Annotated in this window: 11 protein-coding genes; 3 read left to right on the plus strand and 8 right to left on the minus strand. The window is 44.4% G+C overall.

Translation table 11 applies throughout. The features are described from left to right. The first annotated feature begins 243 nt into the window (after nt 1-243). On the plus strand, nt 244-1,563 hold the full coding sequence (locus tag A3EU_RS0117440) for a hypothetical protein (protein WP_156825806.1): 1,320 nt from the start codon (nt 244-246) through the stop codon (nt 1,561-1,563). Between the two features lie 545 nt (nt 1,564-2,108). Here A3EU_RS0117440 and A3EU_RS0117450 read toward each other — a convergent pair. The 5 genes from A3EU_RS0117450 to A3EU_RS0117470 form a co-directional block, all read right to left on the minus strand. Then, complete coding sequence (locus A3EU_RS0117450) at nt 2,109-2,936, minus strand: M15 family metallopeptidase (protein ID WP_020537481.1); 828 nt, start codon at nt 2,934-2,936, stop codon at nt 2,109-2,111. Between the two features lie 392 nt (nt 2,937-3,328). Then, nucleotides 3,329-4,195, minus strand: a complete 867-nt coding sequence (locus A3EU_RS0117455; RefSeq protein ID WP_020537482.1) for an ATP-binding cassette domain-containing protein — start codon at nt 4,193-4,195, stop codon at nt 3,329-3,331. Next, a complete protein-coding gene (gene modB, locus A3EU_RS0117460; RefSeq protein WP_020537483.1) occupies nt 4,192-4,866 on the minus strand; it encodes a molybdate ABC transporter permease subunit in 675 nt (224 codons plus the stop codon). Before modB ends, A3EU_RS0117455 begins: the two co-directional genes overlap by 4 nt. Beyond that, nucleotides 4,863-5,654, minus strand: a complete 792-nt coding sequence (gene modA / locus A3EU_RS0117465; RefSeq protein WP_020537484.1) for a molybdate ABC transporter substrate-binding protein — start codon at nt 5,652-5,654, stop codon at nt 4,863-4,865. The genes modB and modA overlap by 4 nt, the downstream gene beginning before the upstream one ends. A gap of 149 nt (nt 5,655-5,803) precedes the next feature. Continuing rightward, nucleotides 5,804-7,225, minus strand: a complete 1,422-nt coding sequence (locus tag A3EU_RS0117470; protein WP_020537485.1) for a hypothetical protein — start codon at nt 7,223-7,225, stop codon at nt 5,804-5,806. Between the two features lie 220 nt (nt 7,226-7,445). On the opposite strand from A3EU_RS0117470, the gene A3EU_RS0117480 reads away from it, so the two are divergent. Continuing rightward, nucleotides 7,446-7,817, plus strand: a complete 372-nt coding sequence (locus A3EU_RS0117480) for a nuclear transport factor 2 family protein (protein WP_020537487.1) — start codon at nt 7,446-7,448, stop codon at nt 7,815-7,817. A gap of 106 nt (nt 7,818-7,923) precedes the next feature. Here the strand turns inward: A3EU_RS0117480 and A3EU_RS30940 are convergent, their stop codons facing one another. Beyond that, entirely contained in the window at nt 7,924-8,556 is a 633-nt protein-coding gene (locus tag A3EU_RS30940) for an HD domain-containing protein (protein ID WP_020537488.1), read from the minus strand. Nucleotides 8,557-8,577: 21 nt separating this feature from the next. Then, nucleotides 8,578-9,036 carry an Lrp/AsnC family transcriptional regulator gene (locus A3EU_RS0117490; RefSeq protein ID WP_020537489.1) on the minus strand — a complete coding sequence of 153 codons (459 nt, stop codon included), beginning with the start codon at nt 9,034-9,036 and terminating at the stop codon, nt 8,578-8,580. 150 nt (nt 9,037-9,186) lie between these two features. On the opposite strand from A3EU_RS0117490, the gene A3EU_RS0117495 reads away from it, so the two are divergent. After that, nucleotides 9,187-9,744 carry a MarC family protein gene (locus tag A3EU_RS0117495; RefSeq protein ID WP_020537490.1) on the plus strand — a complete coding sequence of 186 codons (558 nt, stop codon included), beginning with the start codon at nt 9,187-9,189 and terminating at the stop codon, nt 9,742-9,744. Here the strand turns inward: A3EU_RS0117495 and A3EU_RS0117500 are convergent. Next, nucleotides 9,741-11,489 carry a M23 family metallopeptidase gene (locus A3EU_RS0117500; protein WP_044086164.1) on the minus strand — a complete coding sequence of 583 codons (1,749 nt, stop codon included), beginning with the start codon at nt 11,487-11,489 and terminating at the stop codon, nt 9,741-9,743. The two genes, A3EU_RS0117495 and A3EU_RS0117500, sit on opposite strands and share 4 nt — an antisense overlap. Nucleotides 11,490-11,512 lie beyond the last annotated feature (23 nt).

An 11,512-nucleotide genomic window follows, 5' to 3' on the forward strand; every position in this document is an offset into this window, starting at 1 on the left:
CATTTTTATTTAGTAATAATACTTTAAAGTATTGTTTTTTAGTGCAATGTTTTGGTAAAGAGTGGATTGTTTTAAAATAAATAAGGATAAAAAATTAAATTTACCAATGAAACCAGTTTCCCTTTCGGGTGAAAAATGTACAAAAGCAAGCTTGTTCAACACTTACGACTCCTGAATCAGGCAGAACTTAAGCGTTTACTACAGTTTTTAAAATCGCCGATATATAATGCCAATCCTCGGATAGTGAATTTTTATTTGTTGGTACGCAAGTGGTATCCCGATTACCGGCATGCCAAATTGCAGAAAGAAAAAGTCTTCCAGCAGCTTTTTCCTGATCGCTCTTATGATCACCAAAAGTTATTGAATCTGATGTCTGCTTTTACGGCTTTACTTCGGCAATACTTACAAGTTTTACAGTTGGAAAAAGAGGAACATACACAGGATCAATTATTGCTACGAGCGCTGGCTGAACGCCCTTCAGCTTACCCTGTTTTTACAAAAGAAACAGCAAATGCTCACCAAACGCTCGAAGGACTTCCTTATCGGAATGCGGATTTTTACTACCAAAAGTTTCAACTTAATCGTCTTTATTTCAACCACCCTGAAACCGATCAATTCAACCTCAGTAAAGTAGAATACGAAGAAGCGATGCGGCAACTGGATCGCAGTTTTATGTTGGATAAGCTCTCGTTTAGTTGTGAGGTTAAAGCACGGGAAAAACCACTAGATGAGCAATATAATATTTGGCTGTTGCCAGAAATTCGGGCAGGCATTGCCGATTATCCGGTAGATAACCCGATGACTGGTGCCTATTTAGCGATGCTCGATTTGCTGGAGTCTGGCAATGCGGCCGCTTATTACCAACTAAAAGAACTCTTCGAAAATAACCTTTCGTCTTTTCACCGTCAGCAGCAGCAATACTTATTACAGAGTTTGATTAATTATACGATCAAGCAAGGAAATAGTGGTGACGGCGGTTTTGTTTTTGAAAATTTGCAACTCTATCAGCTAGGCCTTAGGCATGCACTTCTTTTGGAGCATCAACGACTGAACGATATGACTTATATCAGCATCGTTAATGTTGCACTACGTGCCAAAGAGATCGCCTGGTGTCAAAAATTCATTGAAGATTATGCACCTTATCTTCCTGTTCACAACAGAAAGGATGCCAAGGCGCTTGCTACTGCACTTTGGCATTATGCTAACCGGCAACCTGAAATGGCGACCAAGCTTTTACAAGAAGTAAGCTTTTTGAATATCTACTACCAAATTCAAGCGAGGGTATTGTTGATTAAGATCTTTGTAGAAGCAGGTCTTCAAGGCGAAGATCATACCGAACTTATCTTGGCACAGGCCGATGCTTTTGAACGTTACTTGCGCAGGAATGACAAAGTAGCGAAGGGGCAGAAAGAAGCATTGCTGAATTTTGCATTTTATATCAAAAAGATATCCAAGCTACGTCTTGAACCTACGTTTCCTCAACTTAAAGCCGAATTGCGGAAAGAAATGGAGCAACGCAATGCCCTGTACAATAAGGCCTGGTTGCTCCATCTTTTGATATAGTTGGGTTTTAGATGCTTAAGAGATACTAACGCAGCGTCTCTAAATTTCCGGGATATCGGTAATGATATTTTTCTGGCCGTGGAAAAATAATTGTAGGGAATAACTGTTAAGGGAAGCTTTCTCAAATTGCATGGCAATACGGGTTTGTCAGTAAATTGGATCAATGCTCATTTTGGCAAACAGCAACTAGTGCTAAGCAGGTACGCTTAACAAGGAGTAACTTAATAGCTGTTTTACGCTGGATGTTTGCCCCGGTATCTCAACCGGAATACCAGCAATTTAAGGGGAGTAACCAGGCTTTTTCAAGCCTATCAGGGTAAGTGGAATCTTACAAGTGGCAGGAAGTACTTTTGCTCGGATAAGTGGTAAAGCACCTTTTTTTGTGCATTTCAGAGGGGGTAAAACTTAGTGTTATACCAGTATTTGTACCCCATTAAACTAAGGAAGATGTCCACACTATAAAGGTGAGGACATCTTCCGAGTAAAATCTGGACAAATTTGACAAAAATCTGGATAATTCTTGTACCGTAGCTATCAACTTAAGTCTATTCTTTACACTGTTGGCTGACGCCTAAAACGTATTTTTCTACGACGCCAATTTCTACGGCGGTAGCTGCGCCTTCAAAGCCATCAATCTGCTCATCACGTAGCTCAGTACTCGCTAAATCAGTTAACTGCCGAGCAATGGGTTCATAGCTCCAGTGCCATTTTTCCTCGTTATAGCCATTTGGTCGCTCAGTCCCTTTTGGGGAATAGGGCTGGCAAAAACCAAACTCATGAGCATGAGCAGTCAGCCACTCATATACTTTCAGGCCTTCCCCTTTTTCAAAATAGCTATTGGTAAGCTTATTGATGTCCATGTCTGTCCCCCAATGGTGACGGCTGGTACCCGGCATAGAACTCCAGCGCAGAATTGCCAGGGCGCGATCTTTGGGGACTGGATACACCTCGGGGGCTTTTTCGCGCCCTTCCAAAAGGCGGTTGCCGTTCCATTTGGCTTCCCATATACTCTTCTGGCGATCAAAATTGCGGGTGGCAGATACGATTTCCAGCTTTACGCCTTCCTTGGCTGCGGCCGCGTGCATCTCCTGGAATGCAGCGTAAGCATCTTTGCGCAAATAGTAGGTGCCGTCGCCATCCGTAAGTCCAGGGCTAACCTTGGTAAAATCAGGATGGGTGGCCGGGTTGAATCTGCCTCGGAGATAATCAATATTCAGGGAAGAATCGATAGGTGCCGTCATCGTTTTTTTAGCGACGGCGACGGCTTCAGGAGCAGGTTCTTCCTTGGTGGTATCCTGCTGAATATCTGTGGAAGAGCTTCCACAGGCATAGCAAAAAGCAAGAAGTAAAAGAGAGAAGAGATACGTTTTCATGTTAGTTAATTTTGGGATTTTTTGGTTCTTAAAGCGGCACTAAATTAATGCTTTTCAACAGATCTTACGACAGGAATAGTTTTGATTGAATCCGTAAAACTAAAAGTTTTTATTTTTTTATTTAAAAACTTTTAAATATATTGGAACTTCCTAGATGAATTGACAACTCATTTAGCTATCAGAGGTCAATAACCCTTCGCTTGTCAAGAAGGATTCAGAGGTGTTTTTTGCGTGTTGTTAGGCTGTTCTGAGCATTCAGAGCAGGTGTTTCGCACGCCCTTTAGTCTGGTTTTAGACAGGGGGCGCTCCGGTTTCCGGGCTGCTGGGTTGGGTCCCTCCCACTTGAGGGTGCTGTGCCACTAAGCTTCGTTTCCCTACTTTTTTCTCGTTATTTATTTTTTTGCAATTTTCACCTCCTTAGCTTCTAGTTCCACTCGCACGTCTTCCCCAATTTGATATTCACGGACCTCGTCGTCCAATACCCTCCAAACATTATCCCCATTTTCAATCGTTAGCAAAGTGCCACCAGCAGAATGTTCGGTTTTTATTAAAGTACCTTTTAAGGTGATCAACTGTTCTGGAGCGACATTGTCAAAAACATCTTCCACCTTCCCTTGTTTCACTACTTTTCCTGCATCCAACACCACAACCCAATCTGCCATTTTTTCTATCTCCTCTTGGTTATGGCTGATCAGTATCGTCGTCAGGCCATAGGCTTGGTGTACGCGGAGTAAATATTGCTGCAGTTTTTCGCGCATTTCCTGATCCAAGGCAGATAAAGGCTCATCCAGTAGTAGTAATTCCGGGCGTTGTACGAGTGCGCGTGCCAAAGCTACCCGTTGTTGTTGACCTCCGGATAATTTTGGTGGCAGTTGGTGTTGTAGATCGCCCAGCTCACTGAGTTCGATAAGCTCTTCTACCATCTCAGGCGATTGTCCTTTGCTTAGCGCAAAGAGCAAGTTTTTTCGCACCGTCATATTGGGGAAAAGCGCATAATCTTGAAAGACAAGCCCAACTTTTCGTTTTTGAGGGGATAATAAAATGCCTTTTCGAGTATCTATCCAGGTTTTGTTATTAACGATAATCTGTGCTTCGTCGGGAGAAAATAATCCGGCCAGGATTCTTAAAAGTGATGTTTTACCAGCGCCAGATTTGCCATATAGACCAATAAGTTGACGAGGCGGTAACTGAAGATCTACGTTTAGCAGCATTTCCCCTTCGGCGGCATTGAGGGTTTTCTTTACCTGTATTTGGGTCATAACCAGGAGCGTTTAAAGTGACCACCATTGAAGAGGTATACCAGTAAAAGAATGATAAAAGTGGTAATAAAAAGTACGATAGAATAGCTGTTGGCTGCTGCATAGTTCATGGATTCTACCTCGTCGTATACAGCAATGGCGGCTACTTTTGTTTCTCCGGGAATGTTACCGCCAATCATCAATACTACACCAAATTCCCCGATAGTATGGGCAAAAGCCAGTACGATACCAGTAAGCAATGATGGTTTTATATTGGGTAATAACACCTGCCAAAGGGTTGTCCATCGTGATTTCCCCAATACATAAGCTGCCTCTTTTAAGGAGGGAGATAAATTACTGAGCCCAGATTGGATAGGGTGTACCATAAAAGGTAAACTGTATAACATCGACGCCAGCACTAATCCTTCGAAGGAAAATACCAATCGTAAGCCCAAGTGTTCATCTATCCAGCCACCAAAACTATTAGCAGGACTAAAGGCTATCAATAAATAAAAACCAAGTACCGTTGGCGGCAATACCAATGGCATGCTTACCAATGCTTCTATGATGGGCTTGATACGATTTCTAGAATAAGCAAGCCAATAGGCCAATGGGATAGATGCCACCAAAAGCAGCAAAGTGGTAATCAATGCTAACCTGAATGTAAGTAATAATGGTGTCCAGTCAATCATTGCAGCTGCGTACTATCGGGTACCAAATAACCATGCGCTATCATAATATTCTTTGCTTCTGCGGTAAGCAGAAAATCAGCAAATTGCTGTGCTTGCTTTACTTTTTCTTCGTTCCCTTTTAGTACAACTACGCCCTGTGCTATAGGTTCGTAACTCTCATTAGGTAATGCCATCCATCGACCTTTGTTCGTCAATATAGGCGCTTCAACGACGGATCGTGCGGTGAACCCAATTTCAGCAGCTTGTGATATGATAAACTGATTCGTCTGAGCGATACTTTCTCCAAATACCAACTTTGGTTGTACGGTGTCTGTGAGTTGATAATAAGAAAGCACTTGTGCTGCCGCCACTCCATAGGGTGCTGTTTTGGGGTTGGCCATGGCAATATGGCGAACTTCCTCTTTGGTAAGCGCCGCAATAGAAATATCTAGCGTTGTTTTTTTGGTCCAAAGCACCAGTTGCCCATAAGCATAAACGCGTACCGGGCCATCCGTTAATTGTACATCAACCAAGGCTTGTGGGTACTTTAAATCAGCAGACACAAATACATCAAAAGGTGCTCCTTCCGTTATTTGAGCGGTTAGTTTCCCGGAAGAACTGATAATAGTTTCGCAAGCAATGCCTGTTGTTGCTGTAAATGCTTGGGTTAGGGCTTCCATTGCAAACTGCATATTTGCAGCGGTGGCAATGTGCAGTTTCTCCCCTGATTTGCTTCCACAACCAGCAAGCAATACCAGAATTAGTAAAATCAATAACTTTTCTGAAGGAAAAAGTTGTTTGCGCTTCATCTTACAAAAGTAAGGCTTGTTGGGAGAAACTACATTTGGTATGAAATTGAAATGTAGGTAGGTGCCAATCGTACCCTTGCGATAGGCATTTTTTAGTCCTTAGAGGCTAGTCAAAAGGCGCAAAGCTACCTGTGTATCCCAATGCAGGCTTAATACTCAAACTCCAAAGTCTCCGTAGGGTAGCCGAATAGACATTTTTCTTTGATGAGCGCCGCTACCTTTGGTGGTACCATGTTTTCCCAACCAGAAGCACCTTCTCTGATTTTTTTGAGAATATCTTTCGAAAAGATGTGGAGATGTTCAGCATGGAAGCCTTTAACATCTACAATTTGCTGATTGTCGAGTAAATGGCGGTACAAAAACTTAAGACCTTCGGGAACCGGGAGCGTCTCTGCGGTCATCAGCTCGGCATTGCCTTCCTGCATATACGGGTAAACATAGATACGGACATTGCGTGCAAACAATTCACCAAAAGCAGCCAATAGGCGCGTTTCCATATTTTGGTAATACTGGTTGTTGAGCATATCCAGCAAAGGCCTAACTCCGAGCACCAGCCCCAGCTGTTTTACTTTGTAATCGGCAAGATAGCTGACCAGCCTCTGGTGTTCTTCACAGTCAGATATAATAACGGTTTGCCCCAATGCACATAGTAACTCTGCCCGGTCCAGGAAGTCTTTTTCGTCCAACTCACCATCTTCTGACCGGAGGTTGTCAAGGGTGATCTCCGTCATTAGGAAGGTCCGGCTAGCCTCTACTTTGGGGTGGTTTCGAAACTGCTGGTTAGAGGTTTTAATCATGTCGAGGTTGACCAAAGTAGGTGGTCTGTAACTTCCTCTAACGACCAACACATCTTTTTTATACAAAAACTCTGAGGCATGGATACTCTGTCCGTCAGGGTTGAAAATAGCCACCTCTGTCAGGCCATACCTCACCAACCATAGGCAGATAAGACGATTGTCGATATGATCAAATTCCGGACCGGTTAGGCGAACCATATCAATTTTTACCCGCCCCTCCAAACCATCTAGCAGTGATTGAAGCATCTCCTTGGGCTGCTCGTAATAATTGAAACAAGCATAAATCAAATTGACTCCCAAAACACCAATGGCTTGCTGCTGCAACTGATTGTCATTATCGAGCATTCGCACGTGCAAAATCAGTTCGTTAGGCTCTTGGTCTGGTTTCAATTGAAAACGCAAGCCTAACCAGCCATCGCCTTTGATGGTACGAGAGTAGTTGATCGCTGCCACGGTATCCGCGAAAACGAAAAAATTAGTACCTGGTCGTTCGTGTGTCAAGCGAGTGCTAATCAAGTCATACTCATGATCGAGCATCTTGTAAAGTCTCGATTGGCAAACATACCGCCCCGTAGGTTCGGTACCATATATATGGTCGGAGTAAATCTTATCGTATGCCGACATCGTTTTGGCAATCGTGCCAGCGGCGGCTCCCACCTGAAAAAAGTAGCGGGCAACCTCCTGGCCGGCGCCAATTTCGGCAAAAGTGCCGTAAACGGAGTCGTCAAGGTTAATTTCTAAGGCTTTCTGTTCGGTTTCCAGCTTCTGCCGCATGGGGTTACTTTCTTTTGCCCTAAAGATACAGGGATTAAGGGAATTTTATTTAACCACCAAGTGGTCGAAATCGGTGATCTGAGAATCTTTTTGGAAACGTAGCGTAATCAGGTGTCTTTTTTTAAACAAATAATTTTTTTTAATAAAAAATAAAAACAATTAAAGTATATTTGCTCACCGACTTAATGATCACCTGATTTGTAAACTAAAACCATGTTTTATGACCACTCAAGAAATCGCTCAACGGCTTGTTACATTATGTCGTCAAGGGCAAAGTGACCAAGCGTACAAAGAGTTGTTTGCCGACGATGCCGTAGGTTTGGAGCCAGCGGGCTTTCCTAATGCAGAAGTAAAGGGCCTGAATAACCTGTTGATAAAGTCTCAACAATTTCAGGAGATGACCGAAGAATTCCACAGCCTGGAGGTTTCTGACCCCATTGTAGCCGGCGATCACTTCTCTGTTGTGATGACGCTTGACGCTACTATGAAAGGAAGACCTCGGGCAACGATCTCGGAAATCATCGTTTATGAAGTCACTGAGGGAAAAATCACCCAAGAGCAATTTTTCTACAAAATGCCAATGCCTGCTTAAAAGTGGCCTGTCTGGCTACTACTAAAATACGTTTTGTGTAAATTGATTTCCATGCAACCCTTTTTCTGGCCGACGGAGAAGGGTTGCTTTATTTATTAGGAACTCTCTAAAGTCCTAATTCTTGGCGTAGATTTTCTTTGGCCTTTTCCTCCAATAACTCATACATCACCTTCGTCCGATAAAGTCGGGGAGCATCCAAAAAGTAGCGCAAAACCTTTTTCCGGCCACGGCGATACAAAAAGCCCGGCACGTGCTGGTACTCCTGTCGTACGGCTTCCGCGTATTGTTTGTATTCCTGGGCTGGAGCTCCTAAGATCGCCAAGTCGAAATCCAGAAAAAAAGCCAAATCTCCAGTCGCTTCTACATTTAAGTGTTGTGAAGTAGCACGAATATAGGCGGCCACTTCGATCGTTTTCGCAGCTGTTAGTCCTATCTCATTAAGGCGATTTTCGGCTAGGAGAGCACTTTGTTCTTCATTGTCCCGGCGACGAGCTTGGTAGATGACATCATGGTACCAGATAGCCCAATAGACAATTTCAGGATCGGCCAGCAGTGTTTTATACCTATCCGCCCAGCGGAACAATGCCCTTAGGTGATCCAAATTGTGATATGCGCGTTTGGGGTTGCCGTAGTGTTGAACGATCTCGTTCCACCATAGGGCTTCTAGCTCGGAAGAAACACCATAGGGGCGTATGTCTTTTTGGAAACGCAGCTGTAAATCAGTCGTTTGCTTGTTCATACCATTGGTAGCTTGTTTTCCTTAAATCGGGACCGTACGGTTAAACGCCGTCTCAAAAGCAATGGTCGTATTGGTTCCTTCGACCCCGGAAATGGTAAGGATTTGTTCGTAAATGATATCGCGTAAGTGACGATTGTCAGTGGCGTATATCTTGACCATCAGCGCATACCGGCCAGCAATGTTTACACACTCGACAATTTCCGGAATTTTGGCCAGCTCGTCTTCCACCGCACGGTGCAACTTAGCTTCTTCCAGCATAATCTGGGTATAAGCAGACGTTTGGTAGCCCAAGCCCCAGGCATCCAGTCGGTAAACGGCTTGTTTTAATACCCCGCTATCACGCAGTTTTTTTACGCGTTGATGCACAAGTGTATTAGATACGTGCAGCTTTTTGGCTAGTTGCACGTAAGGAATTCGAGCATCCTGTGTCAATTCATGCAGTATCCTACGGTCGATGGGGTCAAGTTGATTATCCAGCATAGGTCTATAATTGTACTGTTGTTCGTTTTGACACAAAAATAAGAAATTTAGAGTTAAAGTGACCAAAAATGACATTCTAGGAAGTTATTTTTCCTTTCTAGGCGTTATTTGTGTCAGTAATAACATTGATAATCCTTTAATTTAAAAACAATGGCAGCTGTATTGTCTGTGAGTCTGATCCTTTTCTCGGTCATTGACATCATCGGTTCTTTACCTATTATCATGAACATGAAACGCGAAGGCGTTAAAATCAATGCTTCTGTAGCTACGTCTACAGCAGGTATTATCATGTTGAGCTTTTTATTTTTTGGAAGCGCTATACTGGGCTTGTTTGGTCTGGAGGTTGCTTCTTTTGCCTTGGCGGGTGCACTCATCATCTTTTTCATCGGTCTGGAAATGGTGCTGGGAATCCGTTTTTTTCGTGACCATCATGAGGATGGAGGGTCTGGCAGCGTTGTGCCGATAGCCTTCCCATTGGTTGCAGGTGCGGGCACCCTTACCACCATCTTGTCACTTAAAGCAGAGTTTGACAGTACAGCCATTTTGGCGGGTATTGTCATCAACTTGTTGATTGTATTCGTGATTTTGCGTAGCTCAGATTGGCTGGCAAACCGTATCTCTGATCAGGTTACAGCGACTTTGCGTAAAGTGTTCGGTATCCTTCTTATCGCTATTGCCATTCAAATGGTAAGGCAGAATTTGGTTTAATTCTTAAAACTTCGCTCTACCACCGTTTCGTTTCCGCGATCATCGACGACACGTAGCACCAATTGGTGATCACCACTGGGAATACGCCCATCAAAATCGTGGTAAAGACGATCTTTTCGACCATCATACTCCATTAAAATCCATTGCCCGTCGACCTCCGCTCTAAACCGGAGGTCGCGGGCTTTTCCTGCTGTGGGAAAGTTGTCGGAAATTTTGAAACTAAACCTTGGCCAACCCTTCATGTTTTGAGAAAAACGTTCAGCAAGAACCTCCGGGGGGCTGGTGTCGGCCATAATCGTAAAGTTGCCGAAAGCGCGTACGGGCGCACGCAGGCGACCTTCAGAGGTCCATTCGCCACCATAACTAACAGGCTCCCGACCATCATCACATTGCGTAATGATAGCCTTGGCTTTTAGGGCTTCGGGTAAGCCCACTGGGCGAATGTGCAAGTCGAAATACCGGTGCAGCGGTGTTAAAGACGAGTGTATACGGTGCGTTGGAGCGTAGAGCCCACTAGAGGTTTCTTCCACCAGGTCGTAATCCAGAAATACATCTTCATAAAAAATTCCTTCCGGGAAATGAGCCCGTAGGCGGCCGTCGTCGATCAGGTTTTCTTCGTCGTGAGGCAGGTAATAGGTATAGACGGGATTTTGCAGAGGAACAGCATTTTCTCGCCTTTTGACCACCAATTCCAAAGTCGAAGTATTATTTCGATGGTCGCTGATGCGAAACTGAATTCTACTAACCTGTCTAGGCTCCAGTTTAATGCGCCCCTGGCGTTCACTTGTTTCATAAAAGTCCAGTTGGTTGCCCGGCAATACAAAAGCACGTTGAAACCAGCTGTTGTTCTTCCGCTGCTGTTCATAATCGAGATGAGCATTAAGGTAGCGGGTCTGCTCACCCAAAAAATGATCCATCCGGTAAGCAAAATTAAGCTGACTATCCTGGTACATTTCTAAGCTGTAGATGCCATTCAGATTCGGGCGGCCATTTTGTTGGTCGTAAGCTTTGATGCCGAAGGCAATAATTGGCTGATCGGTGTAAAGTGTATCCACTGCCAGTACGTATTTACCCGTGCCGCGGCCCTGAACGGAGTAGTCTTTTCCTGACAGGACGTTGCCCCGTTCACTCAACTGATAGAACCGAAGGCCACGAATTTGCGGTTGCCGACTATCAGGTACAGTAATCCCAAAATTCATTGGGTTGAGGGATCGCTCGGTCTCCGTATCTCGAATTTCAAAATGAAGATGCGGCCCGGAAACGTAGCCCCGCTGGCCAATGTATCCAATCAACTCGCCTTGCCGAACAGGAAAACTATCTTGAGGCAATTCTTCGTCGAGCAAAAAGCTTTCTTGCTTGTACTGTTCCCTTCGAGTAAAGGCCATCAAATCATCACGGAAACGATCCAGGTGCCCATATACGGCGGTGTGCCCACTGTTGGGGTGTTGCACGTAGAGCGCCTGCCCATAACCGCTGACGGTCACGCGTATTCGGGAGATGTAGCCATCAGCAATGGCGTAAACCGGGCGGCCTACGGCTCCTCGAATATCTAGCCCTGCATGAAAATGATTGCCCCGCAACTCACCGAAAGTACCGGTAAGCTGTATGGTCCCCTGCACCGGCGCTGTAAAATTTGGGAGAGAATCAGTCGCTGATTGAGAGAATAGTAAAAGCGCTATTGTCCAAAAACACAATTGCCGCATGGCTTGAGTATTATTATTTGTCCGTTGCAACAGCGATTTCATTTTAGTAGGTTTCACGGGCTTTA

Origin of the sequence: Lewinella cohaerens DSM 23179 (genome assembly GCF_000379805.1) — a bacterium.
Lineage (GTDB): Bacteria > Bacteroidota > Bacteroidia > Chitinophagales > Saprospiraceae > Lewinella > Lewinella cohaerens.

Excerpts from the sequence above, each read along its gene's own strand:
- A3EU_RS0117495 (WP_020537490.1), top strand. The coding sequence starts at position 9,187 with ATGGCAGCTGTATTGTCTGTGAGTCTGATCCTTTTCTCGGTCATTGAC.
- A3EU_RS0117470 (WP_020537485.1), bottom strand. The coding sequence starts at position 7,225 with ATGCGGCAGAAGCTGGAAACCGAACAGAAAGCCTTAGAAATTAACCTT.
- modA (WP_020537484.1), bottom strand. The coding sequence starts at position 5,654 with ATGAAGCGCAAACAACTTTTTCCTTCAGAAAAGTTATTGATTTTACTA.
- A3EU_RS0117450 (WP_020537481.1), bottom strand. The coding sequence starts at position 2,936 with ATGAAAACGTATCTCTTCTCTCTTTTACTTCTTGCTTTTTGCTATGCC.
- A3EU_RS0117500 (WP_044086164.1), bottom strand. The coding sequence starts at position 11,489 with ATGAAATCGCTGTTGCAACGGACAAATAATAATACTCAAGCCATGCGG.
- A3EU_RS0117455 (WP_020537482.1), bottom strand. The coding sequence starts at position 4,195 with ATGACCCAAATACAGGTAAAGAAAACCCTCAATGCCGCCGAAGGGGAA.
- modB (WP_020537483.1), bottom strand. The coding sequence starts at position 4,866 with ATGATTGACTGGACACCATTATTACTTACATTCAGGTTAGCATTGATT.
- A3EU_RS0117480 (WP_020537487.1), top strand. The coding sequence starts at position 7,446 with ATGACCACTCAAGAAATCGCTCAACGGCTTGTTACATTATGTCGTCAA.
- A3EU_RS30940 (WP_020537488.1), bottom strand. The coding sequence starts at position 8,556 with ATGAACAAGCAAACGACTGATTTACAGCTGCGTTTCCAAAAAGACATA.
- A3EU_RS0117490 (WP_020537489.1), bottom strand. The coding sequence starts at position 9,036 with ATGCTGGATAATCAACTTGACCCCATCGACCGTAGGATACTGCATGAA.